The organism is Maricaulis maris MCS10 (assembly GCF_000014745.1).
GTDB classification, from domain to species: Bacteria; Pseudomonadota; Alphaproteobacteria; order Caulobacterales; family Maricaulaceae; genus Maricaulis; species Maricaulis maris_A.
This window is the reverse complement of record NC_008347.1, coordinates 2,751,727-2,773,006: the sequence shown is the minus strand read 5'-3', so window position 1 is coordinate 2,773,006 and position 21,280 is coordinate 2,751,727. Positions and strand designations below refer to the sequence as shown.

Genomic DNA, 21,280 nt, shown 5'->3' with positions numbered 1-21,280 from the left:
CCAGTCCGAGGGAGGTCCCGCATGGGGTTTTACAGCGAGCGCATCCTGCCCAATCTCATCGCCTGTGCCTGCGGCAGCAAACCGGTCGCCAACCACCGCAAGATCATGGTGCCGGAAGCCAGTGGCCGGGTGCTGGAAGTCGGTATGGGGTCGGGACCAAACCTACCTTACTACGACGCGAGCCGGGTCAGCCAGATCATCGGGGTCGAGCCGTCAAAGGGCATGCGGATCAAGGCGCGGCGGGCGATTGATGCCCAGTCGATCCCGGTCGAGCTGGTCGACGCGCCCGGCGAGGCCCTTCCGGTCGAAGACCATTCGATCGATACGGTCCTGCTGGCCTTCACCCTGTGCACAATCCCCGACTATGAGGCCGCTCTCGCCGAGATGCGGCGCGTGCTCAAGCCGGACGGACGCCTTGTCTTCATGGAGCATGGCCTGGCGCCGGACGAAAGCGTGGTGAAATGGCAGCGGCGACTGGAACCGGTCTGGAAGATCACCGGCGGCGGCTGTCACCTGACCCGCCCGATGGACCGCCTGATCGGCGAGGGCGGCTTCCGGATCGACCGGCTGGAGGCGGATTACGAGCCGCGCACGCCGAAATTTGCGGGCTATATCTATCGCGGGCTGGCGGGGGTGCGGTGAGGGCCGCTGGGACCTTGCCTTTACCCATGTAACGTCTCAACCAATCAACATCGTCATCCCACGGTGACCGCGAAGCGGGCATCCGGGGGACCTTTGCGTCTCTGTCGACAGGGTGGACGAGGTCCCCCGGATCGCGGCGGTGCCGCGACCGTGGGATGACGGGTAAATGGAGAGTGCTCGACCCATCCCCTCACGGCATCCCGGGAAAACTCGACACGTATTCGATCTTGATGTCCGGGAAGCTGGTCACGAACTGGATGGTGAAATCCGGGAAGCTGTCGACGAATTCCCACTCCCCGCAATCATCCGCGAAGGATGTGACGGTCTTGACCTTGAGATCGGGGAAGCTGGTAACAAGCTGCACCCGTATGTCCGGAAAACTCTCCACGATCCCGACACGACCGTGCAGCGGGATGCCGTTGAAAGTGCAATCTTCGGCGACCGGGCCGGACAGGGCGGCGGCGGTGAGGGCGAGTGTGGCCAGCATGGGGGCCATCCTGTCTCAGCAAGGCTGAACAGGAGCTGACCGCGTTGCGGTCAACGGCGGCTGCCTGCCAGATAGGCGAAAGCCATCGCCAGGACCAGGATTCCCGGTGAATACGCATAGGCATTCAGCTGCGCAAAGGGCTCTGTCGCGCCCGCCAGCGGTCCGGGCAGATAGGCCATGATGCCCCGCACCGCAAAAATCAGGGCCAGCCCGGCAAGGGGCAGGCGGACCCAAAGCCCCGACTGCCAGCCAAGGACGCCGCGGACGAAAGCGAAACCGCTGGCGACGAGGAGCGCGGCCGCGACCGCCAGAGTCAGATCGCGTGGCGGCATGGCCTGGGCATGCGTTATACCGACCACCGTGTTGACGAGAGCTGGCTCGGACTGCGCCGGCCACAGCCCGCCAAACGCCCAGTAGGCATGGATCAAGGCGAGGGCGACCAAGGCAAGGGCGGTGACGACCCCGACGGTAAGCGGTCTCAATATCGACAGCACCCGTAGTCCACCCTAGTCCAGCGCCTTCAAAATGCTCTCCGTCATCTTCTTCGCATCGCCCAGCAGCATCATCGTGTTGTCACGGAAGAAGAGCGGGTTCTCGACGCCGGCATAGCCGGAGCCCAGCGAGCGCTTGATGAAGAAGACGGTGCGCGCCTTCCAGACCTGCAGCACCGGCATGCCATAGATCGGCGAAGCGGGATCATCCTCGGCGGCCGGGTTGGTGACGTCATTGGCGCCGATCACGAAGGCCACGTCGGCATTGGAGAAGTCGGAATTGATGTCTTCCAGCTCGAAGACCTCGTCATAGGGGACATTGGCTTCGGCCAGCAGGACATTCATGTGGCCCGGCATCCGTCCGGCGACCGGGTGGATGGCATAGGCGACGTCGACGCCCTCGGCTTTGAGCATGTCGCCCATCTCGCGCAGCGCATGCTGGGCCTGGGCGACGGCCATGCCATAGCCCGGCACGATGATGACCTTGCCGGCATTCTTCATCACGAAGGCGGCGTCCTCGGCCGAGCCCTGCTTGGCATTGCCCTGCGGACCGGCGGCCGCCGCGGCGTCACCGCTCTCGCCAAACCCGCCCAGGATGACCGAGATGAAGGAGCGGTTCATGCCCTTGCACATGATGTAGGACAGGATCGCCCCGGACGAGCCGACCAGTGCGCCGGTGACCAGCAGGGCGGTGTTCTCCAGCGTGAAGCCGAGCGCAGCCGCGGCCCAGCCGGAATAGGAGTTCAGCATCGACACCACGACCGGCATGTCGGCGCCGCCGATCGGGATGATCAGGGTCACGCCGAGCATGAAGGCGGCCAGGGTGATCAGCCAGAAGGCCGTCTTGGCGTCGCCGCCCGACGCCATCAGGAAGGCCACCATGACGACGATGAAGGCGCCGATGACGATATTGATCAGGTGCCGGGCCGGCAGCAGGATCGGCGCGCCGGACATGTTGCCGTTCAGCTTGGCAAAGGCGATCACCGAGCCGGAGAAGGTGATGGCACCGATGGCGGACCCGATCGACAGCTCGAACAGGGAGAGCGGTTTCAACCCACCCATGGCGTCGGCAATGTGGAAGGCTTCCGGGGCAAACAGCGCCGCGGCGGCGACCAGCACGGCAGCCAGTCCGACCAGCGAGTGGAAGGCGGCGACCAGCTGCGGCATGGCGGTCATCGGGATGCGGCGGGCGATGATCGCGCCGATCCCGCCACCGATCATGACCCCGCCAATGATCAGGGCAATCGAGGCCCCGTCCAGATTGACGGCCAGAAGGGTGGTGACAATGGCAATCGCCATGCCGGCCATGCCGAAGAAATTGCCCTGGCGTGCGGTTTCCGGATTGGACAGGCCCCGCAGCGCGAAGATGAACAGGATCCCCGAGGCGAGGTAGAGAAGGGCTGCAAGATTCGCGGACATGCCTAGCGCTCCTTCTTCTTGTACATGGCGAGCATGCGCTGGGTGACCAGGAAGCCGCCGAATATGTTCACGCTGGCGAGGATGATGGCGACAAAGCCCAGCCCGCGCGAGAAGCCGGCACCGCCGGCGGCCTCGGCCGTCGCTGCGGCATCACCACCACCGGTCGCGGTCGCCGTGGCGGCCAGAAGGGCGCCCACGATGATGACCGAGGAAATGGCATTGGTAACGGCCATCAGCGGCGTGTGCAGGGCCGGGGTCACCGACCAGACGACGTAATAGCCCACGAAGACCGCCAGCACGAAAATCGCCAGGCGGAAAATGACGGGATCAACGGCTTCCATGATCAGGATTCCTTCTTCGTCAGGGTCGGATGCACGACGGCACCATCCTTGGTCAGCGCCATGCCCTGGATGACTTCATCATCCCAGTGCGGGGCGAGGCCGCCTTCCTCATTGACGAGGAGCGGCAGGAGATTGGCGAGATTCTTGGCGTAGAGCGCCGAGGCGTCGGCGGCGAGGCGGCCGGCGAGATTGCCATAGCCGGCGATCTTGACGCCCTTGTGCTCGACGACTTCATCGACCTTGGTCAGTTCGCAATTGCCGCCATTGGGGGCGGCGAGGTCAATGATCACCGAGCCCGGCTTCATGCTTTCGACCATGGCCTTGGAGACCAGGGTCGGGGCCGGGCGGCCCGGGATGAGGGCGGTGGTGATGACAATGTCCTGCTTGGCGATATGGCTGGCCACCAGCTCGGCCTGTTTGGCCTGGTATTCCGGCGACATCTGCTTGGCATATCCGCCCGCAGTCTCGGCCTGCTTGAACTCGTCATCCTCGACAGCAACGAATTTCGCGCCCAGGGACGCGACCTGTTCCTTCACCGCGGGACGGACATCGGTGGCGGTGACGATGGCGCCGAGGCGGCGCGCGGTGGCAATCGCCTGCAGGCCGGCGACACCAACCCCCATCACGAAGGTCTTCGCGGGTGCGACCGTGCCGGCGGCGGTCATCATCATCGGGAAAGCGCGGCCATAAAGTTCGGCGCTTTCAATCACGGCGCGATAGCCGGCGAGATTGGCTTGGGAGGACAGGGCGTCCATGGCCTGGGCCCGGGTGATGCGCGGCACGAATTCCATGGCGAGGGCGTCGATACCGGCCTTGGCCAGGCCTTCCGCCATCTTGGTATTGCCGTGCGGGCTGAGATGGGAGACCAGCAGGACGCCCTTCAGCTTGGCCAGGGTCGCCTCGTCGGGGCTGCGCACAGCGAACAGCGCATCGGCGCCCTTCAGTGTTGCAGCTGCGGTGCCGATCTTCGCACCTGCGTCAGCGAAAGCCTCATCGGTCACGGCGGCGGTCAGGCCCGCGCCCTTCTCGATGGCGACGTCATGGCCGGCGGCCACGAATTTCTTGACGGTTTCAGGGGTGGCTGCCACGCGGGTCTCGCCCGCATGTCGTTCTTTCAGAATGGCAATTCGCATTTCGTCCCGCCGCTCATGGCTCGAAGCGGCGAGGATGCGCGAATTCTCCCGCAAGGGGAAGACCCCACCGGGAAATTTCTAGACCGAAATCGGGAAAAATTGTGCAGTGCGAAGTTCCGGCGAGGAAATCAGCCGCCGAAAGCCATACCGAACAATTGAACAAGGCCGCCACAGACAAGGCCGAAGACGAAAAGTCCGCCCAGGGTGACATACCATGACGTCTTCATGCCGAGCGCCAGGCCGAGCACGCCGCCGACAATTGCAGTGGCAATCAGTGACACCAGCCAGTCCATGCCCACGGCAAAGGCGAGGGTGAGGTAGAGCACGCTGACGACGGTCAGCAGGCTGCCCCACACGGAGACCGCGATGAAACCGTCAAACGTGGATTTCTGGTGGGCGATGTCCATTTCGCCGCGAACATAATCAGACGCCATCGGTTGCGTGCCTCCGTCAATTTGGATTTTGAGCGGATAGCACGCGTTGAATGTCCCGCCAAGATGCCAGCGCCATATGCCGCAGGTGACACCTGTCATGTCCGATCGGTGACGCCTGCCACTGCCGCCGCTGTCGGGGTCGGGGGAATGTGCTGGCAGACAAGACAGGCAAGGAGCCAGGGCATGACCGATCTTTCAACGCAATTCCTCAATGAGCGCCGCCGCTATAGTGCGGCTGCCGGCGGCGGCGTGTCGCTGCCCGTTGCAGGCGCCGTCTACTGGGCTGGGCTCGCTATTGCCGGCCTTTATATGGACCCGACCCAATGGGCGTACATGGCGGCCATGTTCTCCGGTGCGATCTTCCCGCTCGGCATCCTTTTGCAGGGCGTGTTCAAATCGCCCTTCATGAAGGCCAAGTCGCCGGTATCGGGTGTGACGACGGCCGCAATCGTCGCCATCAACCTGCTCTGGCCAATCCACATGATTGTCATCTGGACGGCGCCGCAGGCCGCGCCCCTGACCCTTGCCATCGGCATGGCGCTGCATTGGCCGATCATTGGCTGGGGCTATGCCAGCCGGGTCTGCATGATCCATGCGATCGTACGGGTTGCGGCGGTGACGGCGATCTTTTTCGGCCTGCCCGAGATCAGCCTGGTCGCCATCCCGGTAGTGGTCAGCGGACTTTACCTTCTGGCGGCTGCCGGGCTTTCTTGGGAATCGAACCGCTTCCGCCGCATGCTGGCGATGCCGGGCCAGGTCCCGGGCTGAGGAAGGTGACGACCGTGATTTCCCTACGCGAGCTGACATCGCCGAACCGGCCCTGGATCCATCTCCTCTATCTGGGCATGTTCTTCTTCGGGTGGTTTTACGCGCCACCCGAGCCGGTCGAGGCGGCGGTCTCGCTGGCGGCGATGGCGGGCTTCATCGCGGTCTACATCTTCGCCATGCGGCGGCTGGACTGGACCATCTACCCCGCCGCCCTGGTGGCCGTGCTGCTCGGCCTGGTTCTCCTGCCGCAGACCCCGGGGGCCGGCGTCTACCTGGTCTTCGCCGGAGCCATGCTGGGGCGGTTGCGTTTCACGCCGCTGGTCTGGTTGGCCCTCGTGGCGGTATCGGCATCCGGCGCCACAGCCATGATGATGTTCGCCCCGACACCGCTGATGACGCTCGGATTTCTGGGCCTTGTCGCGATGGCGACCGGGGGCTCGGTCATAGCCTCGCGCAATGAAAGACAGGCGGCGCAGGCCAGCCAGACCCAGGCGCGAGCCGCCCATGTCGCCGCCGAGGCCGAGCGTCAACGGATCGCCCGTGACCTGCATGACCTGCTCGGGCACACCCTGTCCGTGGTCACGCTGAAGGCGGAGATTGCCGAGAAACTCATCGATCAGGACCGCGATCGGGCGCGGAGGGAATTGCGGGCCATCCAGTCCATCTCCCGCGAAGCCATGGCCGAAGTCCGTGAAGCCGTGATCGGCTTGCGCGGCCGGTCACTGGCGGATGCCCTTGCTGACGCTGTCCAGCGCCTGCGCGATGCCGGCATCGCTGCGCGCGTCGGTCGTGCGGAAGAAACGGAGGGGCTGTCGGCCGAAGCCTCGACCGCCCTGGCGATGGCGGTGCGCGAAGGGGTCACCAACATCCTGCGGCATGCCGAGGCCGGATCGGTGTCGCTGACTTTCCGCCGTGATGGTGACCACGCCCGTCTTGAAATAGTGGATGACGGCGTCGGTGGGGCCGACGCTGCTGGCGGCGGGCTATCGGGACTGGCTTCACGTTTGGCTGCCCTGGATGGCACGCTGTCTGTCGGGGCCGGCCCGTCGGGTTCGGGGACCCGCCTCGAGGCGTCCCTGCCCTGGACGGGAGGTGGTCATGATTGAGGTGGTGATCGCGGAAGACCAGACGCTGTTGCGGGACGCGCTGGCGACCCTTTTGGGTCTGGAAAGCGACATCGCGGTGGTCGGTCTCGCCGCCGATGGCCGTGAGGCCCATGCGCTGGTGCGCCGCCACAAGCCCGATGTGTTGCTGACCGATATCGAAATGCCGGACATGACCGGTCTCGAACTGGCGGCGCTGATGCGGCGCGAGGACATGGCTACCCGCGTCCTGATCGTCACCACCTTCGACCGACCCGGATATCTGCGTCGGGCGATGGAGGCGGGAGTGGCCGGATTTGTACTCAAGGATGGACCGTCAGCCGATCTGGCGGGGGCCATCCGCCGCATTGCTGGCGGCGAGCGGGTGATCGCGCCGGAACTGGCGGCCCGTGCCTGGGACGAGGCTGATCCGCTCAGCGATGCCGAGCGTCGCCTTTTGCGCCTGGCTGAAGCCGGTCTCGACAGCAATGCCATCGCCGAGGCGTCCGGCCTCGCCCGCGGCACGGTGCGCAATTATCTGCACAGCGCCATCGGCAAGCTGGGCGCGACAAACCGGATCGAGGCGGCCCGGATCGCGCGACAAAAGGGGTGGTTGTAGGAATCCACCTGTCCTAGACTGGCTGCGCTGCAACGAGTTCGGAGTGTCGCATGCGGATCCCCTTCGCCCTTTGGTCAGGCGCCATCGCCCTCATGGTCTTTGCCGGCCTTGCTGCGCGGGAATATCTCAATTTCGGCGCTCTGGAATTCGCGCATCTATGGCCGACCGGGCTGAAAGTGGCCGGTGTCTGGATCATTCTGGTCGTATTGGCAGCAATCGTCTCCGGCTTTCGCAAGGCGACCACGCCGCCGCCGGACGAGCTGCCTGACGATGTAGCGCGGGAAATCCGGCGCCACCCCGAGAGCTGAAGCATCAGCCTTGTCGGTCGGGATGCCGGCTCAGCCCCAACCCGGACCGGTCAGCACTTCCAGCGCCGCGGCGACCGCGATCGGTTGATCGAGGATCAGGTGATGCTCGGCCTGCGGGATCGAGACCATGGTCGTCTCCGGCCCGAATGTCTCGCGCATGAAAGTCCAGACTTCATCCGTCACCAGGCGTGAATTGGCGCCGCGGAACAGCGCGATCCGCGTCTTCAGCGCGCCGACAATATCGGCCGGTGGCGGGCGGTTATAGTCCAGCTTGTCCCAGAGTTTCGGGTCAAACTTCCAGGTCCAGCCGGGCGTGCCGTCGGGCCGGGCGATCTGTTTCAGCGACTGCCGTGCGATGTGGTCCAGCAGGAAGGCGTTGTCGCAATCCTGTTCCGGCAGCAGGCGGAAGCGGGCCAGCGCGGCCTCGAAGGAGTTGTAGATCATGCCACCGCGCGAGGGCGGGGAGGAGCGGCGCTGTTCGTCACTCGGCCGGATCGGGCTGTCGAGGACGGCAATGCCGGCAAGGCGTTCGCCATGCTCCATGGCCGTCGCGAGCGACACAAAACCGCCGAAGGAATGGCCAACCACAAAAGGTTTACCGGCCTCGAAGGCACCGCCGGCCTCGCCTGCCGCGAGGACTTCCAGTGCATAGGTCTCCATGCGGTAGCGGTCGCGATGATCGCTGTCGCCCATGCCCGACAGGTCCAGTGCGACGACACGGCGAGTATCGGCGAGGAAGGGCGCGATACTGTCCCACCAGTCCTTGTGGGCGACACCGCCATGCACAAGGATCAGCCCGGGCGCCCCGCGTGTGCCCCAGGCTTTCCAGCAGATGGTCGCGTTCTCGACGGATACGGTGCCGGTTTCGGTGGGCACGGCGAGGGCCTTGGCAAACCAGTCCGGTGCCGGCGGGCGGTCACCATTGAACTGGACAAGCGGGGCAGGCGGGCGGGGGGAGGACGCGGCTTTTTGGCTCATCAACTAGCGCTAGCCCCGGGGCGGGGCGCCGTCAATTGCCACCGGCCGCCGGAGCCAGCGAGATCAGGTAGGGAACGGCGAATACGGCCCATGCATTATTGGCGACATGGCCGAGGATCGGTGCCGCCAGACGGCCGGTCCACACCCGGGCTGCGCCCAGTGCCAGCGCCAGAAAGAAAGTCGAGGTCATGACCAACAGGCCTTGGGTAATGTGGACGAGACCGAAGGCCAGGGCCGAAATGATGATCGCGAAGATGGGCGGGACGCCGCGGGCCATCATCATGGGCAGCATCCAGCCGCGAAACAGGATCTCCTCGACGATCGGCGCGGCAATCAGCGTCAGGCCGATGACCAGCCACAGGCTGGCACCCGCGCCGGCGAAGTCATCCACATTGGACAGATCGTCCCGCGACGCACCACCGGACAGGGTCATGTCGGGGTTGCTCATGGCGAATTCGTGGAAGCTGAGGGTAAGCGGGCTGGCGATCAGCACCATGAAGACAATGGTCAGCGCCGCTGCGACAAAATCGGTGAGACGCAGGGGAAAGATGCTGAAAACCGGCCTGTGCACCTTGTAGCGCTTCATCCAGACCCACATGACAATGGCCAGACCGGCATAGCCAAGGATGATGCCGAGGAATGTGGCACCGCCTTCACTCAGGCCGGTTGCCGGTCCACCGGCCATGGCCCAGCCGATAATGATGGCCAGCTGCGCACCATAGATCAGGGCGAACATCAAAGCCGGCCAGACAATCATGCCCGGCAGCGAACGGATCACGCGCATGCGATGGGGTTCCGCCAGTCCGGCGAAGACGTCATGGCGGGCAAATGGCCAGCGGGTCTGTGATCCTTGCGAGACAGCCATGTCGTTGGCGAATGCCACTCCCGTTCCGAAGGTTAAGCAGGTCTTGAGCCTTATGCTTAACCGCTCGTTGCCGTCTCTTAAACGTCAAATTTAGACAAGTGTCCCATAACGGTTCGCATAGACGCCCCGCTCGCAAGGGTGGTGAGGCCAAAAGGTCCGGCGGAATAACAAGGCGACCGAAAAGGCGTGGGTGATGGTGAAATCAGTTCTGATCGTGGATGACGATCCGACGCAACGCCGCCTCCTTCAGGCGGTGATCGAGAAGCAGGGGTACCGGGCCGAGACCGCGGAAAGCGGCGAGGCGGCACTTGATCGCGTGGCCGAGCCGGGGATCGACGTCATGCTCCTCGACCTGATCATGCCGGGCATGGACGGGATGGAAACGCTGGAAGCGCTGAAGCGCAAACAGCCGGACCTCCCGGTTATCGTCCTGACGGCCAGCGGTGGAATCGAAACGGTTGTGGCCGCAATGCGCGCCGGAGCCGTCGATTTCTTTGTAAAGCCGGCCAGCCCGGAACGCATCACGGTGTCGATCCGCAATGCGCTCAAGGTCCAGAACCTGTCGGGTGAAGTGAAGCGTCTCAGCCGCAAGGCCGAAGGCACGCTGGGCTTTGCCGACATGATTGCCGGCGCGCCGACCATGCGTCAGGTGGTGCGACTGGGTGAGCGCGCCGCCCAATCCGACATTCCGATCCTGATCACGGGTGAAAGCGGCGTCGGCAAGGAGCTGGTGGCCGGATCGATCATGGCCGCGTCCAAGCGCGCCGGTGGTCCTTTCGTTGCCGTGAACTGCGGTGCCATCCCGGAAAATCTCGTAGAATCGACCCTGTTCGGTCACGAGAAGGGCGCCTTCACCGGTGCCGTCGGCAAGCATATGGGCAAGTTCCAGGAGGCCGATGGCGGCACCCTGTTCCTGGACGAGATCGGCGAACTGCCACTGGACATGCAGGTCAAGCTGCTGCGTGCGCTCCAGGAAGGCGAAGTCGACCCGGTCGGTGGCAAGCGCCCCGTGAAGGTCAATGTCCGCATCATTTCGGCGACCAATCGTGATCTCGCCGAACAGGTCGCTGCCGGAGCTTTCCGCGAAGACTTGTTCTATCGCCTCAACGTGTTTCCGATCGAGGTCCCGTCCCTGCGCTCGCGCAAGGATGACATTCCGGCCCTGGTCCGCCATTTCATCGGCCGGTTCAATGCCCAGGAGAACAAGTCGATCCAGGACGCGGCTCCGGAAACGCATGCGCTCCTCTCGACCTATGACTGGCCGGGCAATGTGCGTCAGCTCGAGAATGCGGTCTTCCGTGCCGTGGTGCTGTCAGATGATGACCATCTGAAGCCGGAGGATTTCCCGCAGATTTCGGGCCTGACGCCGCAGATCGGCGAGATGCCCGATACCGGTGCGCTTGCGGAGATCGCCAATTCGGTCGCGGCCCGGGACAGTTCGGCTGCCGAGGATCTGGGTCCCGTCGACATCATGGACGAGGGCGGACATCTGCGCTCGCTCGAGGAGATCGAACGCGACCTGATCGAGTTTGCGATCGAGACCTATGCCGGTCGGATGAGCGAAGTGGCACGCCGTCTCGGTGTCGGCCGTTCGACGCTTTACCGCAAGGTTCGTGAATACGAGCTCGATGTGGACGGCGTCCGCGCCGCCGGCTGATCAAACGAAAAAAGCCTCCCCGCCACGGGAGGAGGCCTGCCCTGCGGGGCGGGGGACGGAACGGGCCGGCGCTGCCATGCGTGTCGGCCCGTTTTCATGACCGGATCCGGAATTGGCCCTCAGGGCCAGATGCGGTCGAAGCGGTGGAAGATGGCGTCCTGTCCGGTGTTGAAAGCATAGCCTTCGCGAGCGGCTTCGCGGGTCCAGTAGGTGATGTGGGCGTCCATCCACCAGGACAGGCTGCGATCCCCTTCGCCCTCAGCCCAGGCAAATTCTTCGGTGGTGTCCTTGATGGGATGGCGATCAACCCGGCTTGTCCTGATGATGCAAGCCGGTTTACCGCGGCCGTCGAGCACCAGGGCGAGGTCGCCGGGCCTGGGCAGCGGTTCCTCGCCGAGTTCATGCCACCGGCTGTGCGAGGCCGTCGCCTTCTTGCGGTCAGCCAGGACGAGCGCCAGCAACTCATCGGCAAGCCCGGGGCTGTCGCCGAAGGCAAACACATCCTCGGGCGGACGATCATGACCGGTCGCCTCGCAGAATGCCTGCCAGTAGCTGGATTGTTCGGGTGTCATGTCCGGCCTCGTTTCTGAAGCCGGGTCTGGTGCGCGATGGAACCGGTCAGGTCAAGACCGGACCGGTCAGGTCAAGACCGGACCGGTCAGGTCAAGACCGGACCGGGCCGATCAGAGCGCGGCTTCAGTCAGGTTGGCCGAGCGATCAAGCCAGCCCGCATAGACGGGAATGAGGACCGCCTCGCGCCGGAACCGGGCCCGCAGCTGGCGGACCAGTCGCAAAAGCGAGGCGTCGAGATCCGCGTGATTTTCGCTGGCAGACATCAAACCGAGTTCGATATGGGTCCGCAGGATATCGATCCGTCCCGAGACCCCGTGGATCTGCCCGTCCAGCCGCGAAATGTAGTCGCGGGTCAGTGGATCGGCGGCGAGTGGTGAATAGAGGCGTTCTTCGCGATCCTCGACCAATTGGTCGAGTGCGGCCATGGCGCGATGATAGGCACTGCGCCCGGTCGGGCTGGCGAGCCCGTCCTGGAGGGCTGTATCGAGGGCCGAGAACAAGGCCTGCTCATCGTGATCGAACGCGTCTACATCCTGGAACATCGTATCCATCCTGTTCACTCAAGATGCACACGATAGCCGGTGGCCTCGCCGAACGCGCGTGGAAGCCGGGTTAATCCTGAACGAATTACTAATCTTCGCCGTCGGCGGCACCGCCCTCGATCACCCGGAAACCGGCGCGTCGCGCTTCCGCAGCGGCGGTCGGGGGCGAAGTGTCAGGTGGCGGAGTGTCGGACGTTTCACCCGGTGTTTCGAGGTCGTCATGGATGTCGCGGCTGCGCGGTGCTGCCTTGCCGGCCTTGCGCTTGAACCCGTTGCCACGGGACATCGGCTTGCGCGCCTTGCCCTTGGCCTTTTTTTCGATTTCCCGGAGTTTCAGGGCCTGGCGGGCCGACAGGGCATCGTCGGTATTGCCCTTGTCGGGGTCATTGAAGGCCGAGCCGAATTTCTCGAGACGTTCTTCCAGGGAGCCGAGAAACTCGCCCTCCCATTCCGACAGGTCTGGCGTGTCGGCACCGGAATCGACAGCGGCCTTGCGGGCTCTTTCGAGCCGTCGCAGGGCACGCCGTGTCTTCTTCTCGTCGATCTTGCGAACCAAGCGAGCCTCCGGTTGAGGCCGGCAGTCTAGCTCTCGACGGCGCCGAGATACAGTTCCAGCAGCGCTTCGGTTTCCTGACGCTCATGGCGGTCGATCTTGCGCAGTGCGATCACCTTGCGGAGAATCTTGGTGTCATAGCCGGAGGACTTGGCCTCGGCATAGACTTCCTTCATGTCGGCCATGACGTTGGCCTTGTCTTCCTCGAGGCGTTCGATGCGGGCCACGAAGGCTTTCAGTTGCTCGCGGGCCGCGCCGCCTATGGCGTCGGACTGGTCATTGTGGGTCTCGTTCGCAGGATCGATGAATGCCATGGGGAAAGCCTTTCAGGTGGACGGAGCGGGAGACTAGTTCCAGCCCCGGCCAGCCTCAAGCGGCGGGGCCAGTCATTGCGGCATTTGGTGAAGCTTGTGCGGCCAGGCGGCGGACCTCGGTTACGGCGTCATGCACGGCGGCGGGGTGATGGTGGTGCAGATTGTGCCCGGCGCCGGATATCCAGCGCATGGTGGCGCGCGGCATCCGCTCTGCCACCATGCCGCCATGGCGGTGCGACCAAAGGACCGTATCCGCCTTTCCGGCGAGGACAATGGTCGGCTGGGTGATGTCTTCGTAACGGTCTTCCTGCGCCTCGAGGTGGTAATTCACCTGCATCATGTCGCGGGAATTGGCCTTCCAGTTGTCGGGGCGCAGCAGCAGGGGCAGGGCCGAGGCCTCGACATAGCCATCGGGCAAGGGTTCGGGGTGGAAGGCCTTCGCCGCGCCGCTGCTGGCCTGACGCTCGCCGGACAGGGGCACGACCAGCCGGGTGATGAGCGGGCCGAGAACCGGCCAGAAGCTGGCGGCATTGAACCAGGCGGCATCCCCGATCCAGGCGGACAGGGCCGGCGCTATCAGCACAATCCCGTCCACATGGTCCGGGTGGTCCATCGCGAGGCGCATCGTGATTGCGCCGCCCCAGGAGTGACCGATCACGGTAACAGGCCCTGTTTCCAGGGTTTCGAGAAGTCGGGCGATCAGGCGGGCTTCGCGTTCCGGGTCCCAGTCGCCGGCTGGGCGGGCGCTCCACCCAAGTCCCGGACGGTCCAGCCAGATGACACGGTCGTCGGCCAGGGCGTTCGAAAGTGCGAGGAAGGGTTCTTCCAGATTCGATGCGGCCCCGTGCAGGACCAGAACGGCCGGGCCGCTTGCCGGACCCGTCTGGCGCACATGGAGTCGGTTGCCCTCCACCGTGACGAATTCGGCGCGTGGTGGAAAGCGGGCCTCTATCCGGGCGACAGCCTGGCGCGCCCTCCACAATGCAAATCCGATCAGTCCGAGCAGGCCGATAGCCGCGATGCCGAGAAATGCGAGGACAGGCGACACCGGCTAGAGCGCCCGGCCAGCCTGCAGGGCAAGCAACCGGTCCCGTGCCTCGATGGCGCCGGAGTGGGCCGGGAAGATCTCCAGGGCGTCCTGATAGGCCTCCAGAGCGGCATCCAGCTCGTTGGCCCGTTCCAGAAGGCGGGCAATGGTCAGATAGGCGTCATAGCGACGCGGCTCCAGGGTCAGTGCGGTGTTCAGCGTTTCCAGGGCATAGGCCCAATCCTCGACCTGGGCTGCCATCCGGCCTGCGGCGAGCCATCCTTCCGCGAAGTCAGGCGCGAGCTGGGTGACATGGTCATACATGCGAGCCGCGATCTCGGCGCTCTCGGCCTGTTCCGCAATTCGTCCGCGATCCATCAACAGGGAAACGGTATCACTGCCGGAATGCGCCCAAAGGGCGTGGATTTCATCGATCAGCTGTGGCGCTTCGCGTGGCCCGGCACTGGCCAGCGCATCGAGACGCTCAGCGAGGCGAACTTCCGGGGTCTGGAATTCGACCTGCGGGGCCAGTTGCACATCGGCAGGCGGTGCGTCTTGCACGCCAGCCAGCAGAAGGATTCCGGAGAAGAGAAAAGCTGTCATGCCTGAACAATAGACGGCCTCCCGGCCGCGTCCAGATGGTCGGTCCACAAAGTGGACGAGAATTAAGCCGTGATCAGTGTGGCGCTGGATTTTGCGACGGCAGGACGGCGGTCGCAAACCAGAAATTTTCGACCGCCTCGACGATTTCCTCATACCCGAGCGCGTCGAACGGCTTTGTCAGATAGGCGTTCGCGTGCAGCGAATAGCAACCTGTGACGTCCGATTGCGCCGAGGACGTGGTCAGGACGAGCACCGGAATACTGGCGAGGGCCTTGTCGGTCTTGACGGATTTCAGGACATCACGTCCGTCAATCTTGGGCAGGTTGAGGTCCAGCAGGATGAGATCCGGTGCCTGTTTTTCAGAATGTTCGCCCAGCCCCCGCAAGCGGTCCAGAGCCGCCTCGCCGTCTCGGACGACTTCAAGCTGGTGCCGCGCGCGTCCGCGTTCAAAGGCATCACGCACCAGAAATTCGTCGCCGGAATTGTCTTCCACAAGCAAAATTCTGGCAGGTCGGGGCATGTTCATGGGTCTACTGTTTCCGATGGGGTTCCGACCTCGCCCGACTCTGTCGGGAGGGCTTTTGGCAGAGTGAAACGGAAGATGCTTCCGGTCGGGATATTGTCGACTATCGTTAGCATGCCTCCATGGGATTGGACAATTTTTCGACAGATCGCCAGGCCCATTCCGCTGCCGGGATAGGTGTCGGGTGAATGCAAGCGTTTGAAGGGTTTGAAAATCTGTTCGCGGTAGTCAGGTTTGATGCCGATCCCGTTGTCGGCGACCTCGATCTCCCAGCTCTTTCCCAGATCTCGCGCCGAAATACGAACCTCGGCTTGTTGGCCGGCCCGCTGGAATTTGACGGCATTGCCGATCAGGTTTTGCATCAGCTGGCCCAGGCGTGCCGGATTGCCCCGAACGACCGGTAACGATCCAATCTCGATATGATCCCGCGCCGCTTGAACAGCCGGTCCCAGCGTGTCGAGGGTGCTGGACACCAGAGCGGTGAGGTCGACATCGGTATTCATGGCGTCAGCATCGGAATTCAGTCGGCCATAAGCGAGCAGGTCAGTGATCAGCGTCTGCATACGGGCCGTCGCATCGAGCGTGTGACGCAAATAGGTAAGGCCGCTTTCATCAAGCTTGTCGCCATGCCGGCTGGCCAACAGGCCGGTGAAATTGGAAATCAGGCGCAAGGGTTCCTGCAAGTCATGGCTGGCCGCGAAGGCAAATCGCTCAAGCTCTTCATTGGCCCGGGTCAGTTGTTCGATGAAGCGCTCGCGATCGGCCTCCTCCTCCATCCGGGCCGTGATGTCACGCAGGATGGTAACAGCGCCGACAGTGGTCCCGTCGGGCGAAATGATGATTTCCGTCGAGAATTCGGCGAAGAAATCGCTGCCGTCCTTGCGGCGGAACCGCTCGATGCCGCTATGTCGGGACTGGTCTGGGCTTCCCTGGAAGACCGGGCATTCGGTACGGTTGTGCGGTCGTCCCTGCAGGTCGACCGGATGGATGAGTTCGTGGATCATTTCGCCGGTGAGTGCGTCCAGCTCATAGCCCAGCATGTGTGCCGCAGCCGGATTGACCAGTACACCACGGCCATTGCCATCAACACTCAAGATCGCGTCAGCCGCGTGTTCCAGCACCAGGGACAGATTGTTCGACAGGGCGAGGGCTTCCGCGGACTTCTCGTCAACTAGGCGCTGGACGAGATCGGTCCGGGCTGTCGACATCAGGGCCAGTGCATTGAGCATGGTGATGAAAATCAGGCCGATCACGATCACCGCCCAGGACAGCCAGTCCTGTTTCTCTGCCAGAAACCTGTCAGTCGCGGCGAATTCGATCAGCCAGGTCTCGTCGCCGATGGCCAGGGGAAGCGATGTCGTCAGCCGACTGTCAGCGTCGAGCGTTCCAAAACTCCAGGGCGCTACGCCGTCGGATCCAATGCCGCTCACCCGGAAACTATAATCGTCACCTTCGTGTGTGAAGGCTCTGGATATGATCGTGCTGATGTCGAATGTCCCGACAGCGATGCCGCGAAAATCCCTGCGCCTGTCGTTCACCGTGGCCGGAATTGTGTTGCCGGCGAAGGCGGGCAAGGCCAAACCGATCCACGCTTCATCGCCCTCGCCGAACAGGGGGGTGCCTGACAGCATGCCGGTCAGCAGGGTCGTTTCGACGAGGTTGGGCAGGCCTTCGAAATAATGGTCTGTCACAACGCGGCGGTCTGAGGTGACGAGGATCGCGCGCGCCTGGGTCGCGACCAATTCTGCCGGCGGATCCAGCAAGGCATGCTGTGAAAGTTGCCCGCCGTCTTCCGTGACCAGCCAGTGGACAGATGTTGCGCTGTCGAACTGCCCGAAGGCGATGGCGACATAGGTCGCGAATTCCTGGTCGGTGACGGTTTCCGATGCCGCGAACAGGGCGTGTAGCGATTCCAGGCGACGGCGGGCGCCATTGATCCGCTCCTGCAAGGCGATGTGATCTTCGGTGATCAGCGTTGCGAAGGCCTCCCGGCGTTGTTCGATGGCATTGAAACGCGTCGTCGCAAACGTCGCGAGGCCGATCACGGAGAGAATGGCGAACACCAGGGCGACATTGCGCTTGCGCCGCCGGCTGACCCGCTCTTTCGCGAACAATAGGAGGATGACCGGGCTGACTGCGGCCGCGCCGACGGCATTGCCTGCCCAGTTCCTGGCGAAGGCTGTCCAGAAGTCCAGGTCGGGTGGCGCGAAGCCGCCGATTGTCAGCCAGGCTGATGCCAGGGCAGCTCCGCACAGGCTTGCGAAGATCGCGCCGACGGCAATCAGTCGGGCAAGTTGCGGCCCGGTTTCGAGTGACATCGCACTGACCGTGCCGGGATGGATGAGGCGTTTCGCGATTACAGCCTGCAGGGCCGCCGCGAGCGCCAGTCCGGCACTGCCTGCCAGGGAGGAGACCGGTCCCGCTTCAAGGACGAACAGCCCATACGGGAGGGTGAGCAGTATCGCTCCGATGACAATAGCGGGCAGGGCGCGATATCCGACCAGCAGGACGGCGGCGAGGCCGATGGCGCCTGGCAACCAGACCGGCGCAATGAAGCCAGGCGGTATGGCCATCAGGAAGGACCCGATGCCCGCCAGCAAATATGCAATCAGGATGATCGCGTTCGCCTTGAGGTCACGCATGCGCGCTAATACCCCGCCCATCGACGCCGGGAGAGCTGTCCCGAACGTCGATTGAAGCGCAATTCTGTCGCTACGACAATTGTTTGCGTGGAGGGGGTGACGGGCCGACCCTTTCGCCGGCCCGTCACTTGTCCGCTCAGGCCGGTTCGGAAATATCCGACAGGGCCATGGCCGTGCGCAGCTGGTCCTCGGTGTCTCCCAACTGGTGGTCAATCATGATCAGGCGTTTGGCATAATGGGAACCGGCATATTCCCAGGTCATGCCGATGCCGCCATGCATCTGCACGGCTTCCTCGGCGACCAGCTTGCTGGCGCGGCCGATCAGGTTTTTGGCCTGGGCAACGGCCAGGGCGCGGGCCTTGGCATCCTCGGAGTCCAGCCTGGCCGCTGCATGGATAGTGATCGACCGGGCTTGTTCGATCTCGATAGAGAAATCGACCAAACGGTGCTGCAGGGCCTGAAAGAGCGCAATCGGTCGACCGAATTGCTGGCGCTGCATGAGGTAGTCCTTGGTCATCACCTTGAGGACATCCATTGCGCCAACCGCTTCGGCACACAGCGCAACGCGACCAGCGTCGAGAGCGGCCTCGATCGCCGCGCGGGCATCCTCGGCCAGGCAGCGCGCCTTGGCCTTGTCGAGAATGATTTCGGCAGCGCCGGCCCCGTCAATCATGGCGTAGGGCAGGACTTCCGCATCGCTGGCGGCGACCTCGTAAAGGCCCAGCGCACCGCTTGCCGACTTGGCGGCGATGAGCAGGAAATCAGCACTATTGCCGCCATAGACAACGGTCTTGCGGCCGGTCAGCGTGTCGCCGTCTGCGGTGGTGGTGATTTCGTCGAGATCGCCATAGGCGTCACTTTCGTCGAAGCCGAAAGCAGCGCGTTCGGCACCGGCGATGATCGCCTCGACGCGTTCGGATTCGCCAAGGGCGGCATAGAGGCGCAGGGCCATGAGATTGCCCAGCATGGGCTCGGCACAGATTGCCCGGCCCATCTCCTCGAACACGGTCGTGATGTCGAACCCGGCTCCGCCGAATCCGCCATCATCCTCGGTGACCAGCGCCCCCAGAATGCCCAGCTCGGCCAGCTCGGCCCATTTGGCCGGGTCGTGGAAGACGCCCTCATAGGCGACCTTGTTGCGGTGCTCGATCGGATATTGTTCGGCCAGATAGCGACGCAGGCTATCGCCGATCATGCGGCGGTCTTCAGTCGGCGTGAAATCCATGATCAGGCTCCGAAGGTTTCTTTGGCGATGATATTGCGCTGGATCTCGTTCGATCCGCCAAAGATCGAGAGTTTGCGATTGTTGAAGTAGTTGGCCGCGTTGGAGGCCGCTTCCGCCGGTGCGATGGCGTAATTGCCGATCACATCTTCCGACGGGAAGGGAGCTGCCGTGGCGCCCAGCGCGCGGCGAGACAGGTCATTGATGGCCTGCCGGATCACCGTGCCCTTGATCTTCAACATCGACGATACCGAGCCCTGGGCATCGGCGACGCCGGACAGCATGCGCAGATTGGTCATCCGCATGGCTTCCAGATCAATTTCGACTTCGGCGATCTTGGCCGCGAAGATCGGATCCTGGGCCAGTGGCTTGCCCTTGCGTTTGACTTTGCGGGCCAGGGCCTTGAGCTGGCTGAGCGCCTCGCTGGAAGCGCCGACACCGGCAATATTGGTGCGCTCGTGGCCCAGCAGGTATTTGGCGATGGTCCAGCCCATGTTTTCTTCGCCAACCATGTTGGCGGCGGGCACGCGGACATCTGTGAAGAAGACTTCGTTCACCTCAAACCCGCCTTCGATCAGCTTGATCGGCCGCATTTCAATGCCCGGCGTGTCGAGATCGACGAGGATAAAGGAAATGCCTTCCTGGCGCTTGCCCTCGGTCGAGGTGCGCACCAGGCAGAAGATCTTGTCAGCGAACTGACCGAGCGTGGTCCAGGTTTTCTGGCCATTGATGATGTAATCATCGCCATCGCGGATGGCGCGGGTCTTCAGACTGGCCAGGTCGGAACCGGCACCCGGTTCGGAATAGCCCTGGCACCACCAATCCTCGCCCGACAGGATGCGCGGCAGGATCGTGGCCTTTTGTTCTTCGGTGCCGAACTTGATCAATACCGGACCCAGCATGCCGAGGCCGAAGGGAACGGTGCGTGGCGCATTGGCGCGGGCACACTCTTCTTCGAAGATGTGCATGTGGACCGCGTCCCAGGTCGTGCCGCCATGCTCGACGGGCCAGCCCGGTGCCAGCCAGCCGCGACTGTTCAGGGTCGCGTGCCAGCCTTCCAGATCGGCCTTGTTCAGGTCGCGACCATTGCGCACCTTGGTGGCCAGTTCCTCGGACAGGTTGTCCTTGAGAAAGGCTTGGACTTCTTCGCGGAAGGCCTCTTCCTCGGGGGTGTAATTCAGATCCATGACTGTCTCTCCTCGCGCCCTTTTTTCGACCGTATTGGTGACGAAGACGGGGCCCGATCTTGCGCCGGGCCTGTCCGCTTTCGATGACTGGGTATGTATGTAATTCAAAACCTGCCCACATGAATAGTGCGCACCTGCAACATTTGGTGCGGCGCTGCGGCGCAGGTCGGGTTGACGTAAGGGGAAGTTCGGGATGTGCGGGCCGGTGCGGCCGGCAGGGTCAGGCGGAGACCAGAAGTCCGCGGTTCGCCAGAGCCGAATGAAGTGCAGCCTTGCCGGTGAACAGTTCAGCATCGAATCCGTATGCCCGGGCGGCACTCACATTCGCCTCACGATCATCGAAGAACAAGACTTCGGACGGGGCGAAGGGCAGGCGGGCGTCGGCGATACGGTAAATTTTCGGATCAGGCTTGATCACGCCTTCCTGCGCCGAGACTATGATGTCGCGCATGTGGGCCATCTGGGGGTAGAGCCGTTTGACCGGCTCGACCCACTCGGCCGGCAGGTTGGTCAGGGCGTATTGCGGAATGCCGCTGGCGGCCAGGGCGTCCATGGCCTGGGGCGTGCCGTCGATGGCGCCATTGAGCATCTGCTCGAAGCCGGTCTCCCAGGCACGGATCGCATCTTCGAGATGCGGGTGGGCTTCGATCAGGGCGACGCGATTGTCGGCCATCGATACGCCGCGGTCATGCGCGGCATGCCATTCCATGGTGCAGACATTGTCGAGGAAATGGCGGCACTCTTCGTCAGTGGCGAAAAGCTTGGAGTAGAGATAGGCGGGCGACCAGTCCAACAGGACATTGCCGAGATCCCACAGAACGGCTTTCGTCGTCATGCCATCTCTCCAACGCAAAACCCGCGCACCTTGTC

The 21,280-nt window shown here is 63.5% G+C and carries 25 protein-coding genes; 6 read left to right on the top strand and 19 right to left on the bottom strand.

All coding sequences use genetic code 11. The features are described 5' to 3' along the window. Positions 1-21: 21 nt before the first annotated feature. Complete coding sequence (locus MMAR10_RS13180; protein WP_011644482.1) at positions 22-642, top strand: class I SAM-dependent methyltransferase; 621 nt, start codon at positions 22-24, stop codon at positions 640-642. Positions 643-832: 190 nt separating this feature from the next. On the opposite strand, the gene MMAR10_RS13175 is transcribed toward MMAR10_RS13180, so the two are convergent. The 6 genes from MMAR10_RS13175 to MMAR10_RS13150 all read right to left on the bottom strand — a co-directional run bounded on the left by MMAR10_RS13175 (position 833) and on the right by MMAR10_RS13150 (position 4,947). Continuing rightward, entirely contained in the window at positions 833-1,129 is a 297-nt protein-coding gene (locus MMAR10_RS13175) for a hypothetical protein (RefSeq protein ID WP_011644481.1), read from the bottom strand. 50 nt (positions 1,130-1,179) lie between these two features. Beyond that, positions 1,180-1,611 carry a DUF3995 domain-containing protein gene (locus MMAR10_RS13170; RefSeq protein ID WP_190273928.1) on the bottom strand — a complete coding sequence of 144 codons (432 nt, stop codon included), beginning with the start codon at positions 1,609-1,611 and terminating at the stop codon, positions 1,180-1,182. Positions 1,612-1,635: 24 nt separating this feature from the next. After that, positions 1,636-3,039, bottom strand: a complete 1,404-nt coding sequence (locus MMAR10_RS13165) for an NAD(P)(+) transhydrogenase (Re/Si-specific) subunit beta (RefSeq protein WP_011644479.1) — start codon at positions 3,037-3,039, stop codon at positions 1,636-1,638. Between the two features lie 2 nt (positions 3,040-3,041). Then, positions 3,042-3,380, bottom strand: coding sequence for a proton-translocating transhydrogenase family protein (locus tag MMAR10_RS13160; RefSeq protein ID WP_011644478.1), 339 nt, complete (start codon positions 3,378-3,380; stop codon positions 3,042-3,044). Positions 3,381-3,382: 2 nt separating this feature from the next. Continuing rightward, positions 3,383-4,513, bottom strand: coding sequence for a Re/Si-specific NAD(P)(+) transhydrogenase subunit alpha (locus MMAR10_RS13155; RefSeq protein ID WP_011644477.1), 1,131 nt, complete (start codon positions 4,511-4,513; stop codon positions 3,383-3,385). Positions 4,514-4,641: 128 nt separating this feature from the next. Next, entirely contained in the window at positions 4,642-4,947 is a 306-nt protein-coding gene (locus MMAR10_RS13150; RefSeq protein WP_011644476.1) for an aa3-type cytochrome c oxidase subunit IV, read from the bottom strand. A gap of 183 nt (positions 4,948-5,130) precedes the next feature. Between MMAR10_RS13150 and MMAR10_RS16955 the strand changes: the two genes are divergently transcribed. Genes MMAR10_RS16955 through MMAR10_RS13130 form a run of 4 tightly spaced genes read left to right on the top strand, consistent with a single transcriptional unit; the run spans position 5,131 to position 7,724 of the window. Further along, a complete protein-coding gene (locus MMAR10_RS16955; RefSeq protein WP_041637011.1) occupies positions 5,131-5,715 on the top strand; it encodes a DUF7010 family protein in 585 nt (194 codons plus the stop codon). Between the two features lie 14 nt (positions 5,716-5,729). Then, positions 5,730-6,821: a sensor histidine kinase gene (locus MMAR10_RS16450; RefSeq protein ID WP_011644474.1), complete on the top strand. Its 1,092-nt coding sequence runs from the start codon at positions 5,730-5,732 to the stop codon at positions 6,819-6,821. Further along, positions 6,814-7,416 carry a response regulator transcription factor gene (locus MMAR10_RS13135; protein ID WP_041637010.1) on the top strand — a complete coding sequence of 201 codons (603 nt, stop codon included), beginning with the start codon at positions 6,814-6,816 and terminating at the stop codon, positions 7,414-7,416. Before MMAR10_RS16450 ends, MMAR10_RS13135 begins: the two co-directional genes overlap by 8 nt. Positions 7,417-7,466: 50 nt before the next feature. Next, entirely contained in the window at positions 7,467-7,724 is a 258-nt protein-coding gene (locus MMAR10_RS13130; RefSeq protein WP_011644472.1) for a hypothetical protein, read from the top strand. A gap of 30 nt (positions 7,725-7,754) precedes the next feature. Here the strand turns inward: MMAR10_RS13130 and MMAR10_RS13125 are convergent, their stop codons facing one another. Then, positions 7,755-8,702 carry an alpha/beta fold hydrolase gene (locus MMAR10_RS13125; RefSeq protein WP_011644471.1) on the bottom strand — a complete coding sequence of 316 codons (948 nt, stop codon included), beginning with the start codon at positions 8,700-8,702 and terminating at the stop codon, positions 7,755-7,757. A 31-nt stretch (positions 8,703-8,733) separates the two neighbouring features. Then, entirely contained in the window at positions 8,734-9,585 is an 852-nt protein-coding gene (locus MMAR10_RS13120) for a CPBP family intramembrane glutamic endopeptidase (protein ID WP_150099783.1), read from the bottom strand. Positions 9,586-9,760: 175 nt separating this feature from the next. Between MMAR10_RS13120 and MMAR10_RS13115 the strand changes: the two genes are divergently transcribed. Further along, positions 9,761-11,224: a sigma-54-dependent transcriptional regulator gene (locus MMAR10_RS13115; RefSeq protein ID WP_011644469.1), complete on the top strand. Its 1,464-nt coding sequence runs from the start codon at positions 9,761-9,763 to the stop codon at positions 11,222-11,224. Between the two features lie 119 nt (positions 11,225-11,343). Here MMAR10_RS13115 and MMAR10_RS13110 read toward each other — a convergent pair whose 3' ends face one another. The 11 genes from MMAR10_RS13110 to MMAR10_RS13060 form a co-directional block, all read right to left on the bottom strand. Then, positions 11,344-11,796, bottom strand: coding sequence for an ASCH domain-containing protein (locus tag MMAR10_RS13110; protein ID WP_011644468.1), 453 nt, complete (start codon positions 11,794-11,796; stop codon positions 11,344-11,346). Positions 11,797-11,907: 111 nt separating this feature from the next. Next, the gene (locus MMAR10_RS13105; protein ID WP_011644467.1) at positions 11,908-12,339 is read right to left on the bottom strand and encodes a hypothetical protein; all 432 of its coding nucleotides are present in this window, start codon (positions 12,337-12,339) and stop codon (positions 11,908-11,910) included. Positions 12,340-12,427: 88 nt separating this feature from the next. After that, entirely contained in the window at positions 12,428-12,895 is a 468-nt protein-coding gene (locus tag MMAR10_RS13100; RefSeq protein WP_011644466.1) for a hypothetical protein, read from the bottom strand. Between the two features lie 26 nt (positions 12,896-12,921). Next, the gene (locus MMAR10_RS13095; protein ID WP_011644465.1) at positions 12,922-13,206 is read right to left on the bottom strand and encodes a DUF2312 domain-containing protein; all 285 of its coding nucleotides are present in this window, start codon (positions 13,204-13,206) and stop codon (positions 12,922-12,924) included. A gap of 55 nt (positions 13,207-13,261) precedes the next feature. Next, entirely contained in the window at positions 13,262-14,254 is a 993-nt protein-coding gene (locus tag MMAR10_RS13090; protein WP_011644464.1) for an alpha/beta fold hydrolase, read from the bottom strand. 3 nt (positions 14,255-14,257) lie between these two features. Beyond that, entirely contained in the window at positions 14,258-14,836 is a 579-nt protein-coding gene (locus MMAR10_RS16445; RefSeq protein WP_011644463.1) for a hypothetical protein, read from the bottom strand. 73 nt (positions 14,837-14,909) lie between these two features. Beyond that, entirely contained in the window at positions 14,910-15,362 is a 453-nt protein-coding gene (locus tag MMAR10_RS13080; protein WP_011644462.1) for a response regulator, read from the bottom strand. Next, a complete protein-coding gene (locus tag MMAR10_RS16440; protein ID WP_011644461.1) occupies positions 15,359-18,001 on the bottom strand; it encodes an ATP-binding protein in 2,643 nt (880 codons plus the stop codon). Before MMAR10_RS16440 ends, MMAR10_RS13080 begins: the two co-directional genes overlap by 4 nt. 136 nt (positions 18,002-18,137) lie before the next feature. Further along, positions 18,138-19,226 carry an acyl-CoA dehydrogenase family protein gene (locus MMAR10_RS13070; RefSeq protein WP_011644460.1) on the bottom strand — a complete coding sequence of 363 codons (1,089 nt, stop codon included), beginning with the start codon at positions 19,224-19,226 and terminating at the stop codon, positions 18,138-18,140. A gap of 2 nt (positions 19,227-19,228) precedes the next feature. Next, a complete protein-coding gene (locus tag MMAR10_RS13065) occupies positions 19,229-20,410 on the bottom strand; it encodes an acyl-CoA dehydrogenase family protein (RefSeq protein WP_011644459.1) in 1,182 nt (393 codons plus the stop codon). Between the two features lie 220 nt (positions 20,411-20,630). Then, on the bottom strand, positions 20,631-21,245 hold the full coding sequence (locus tag MMAR10_RS13060) for an HAD family hydrolase (RefSeq protein ID WP_011644458.1): 615 nt from the start codon (positions 21,243-21,245) through the stop codon (positions 20,631-20,633). Positions 21,246-21,280: the final 35 nt, after the last annotated feature.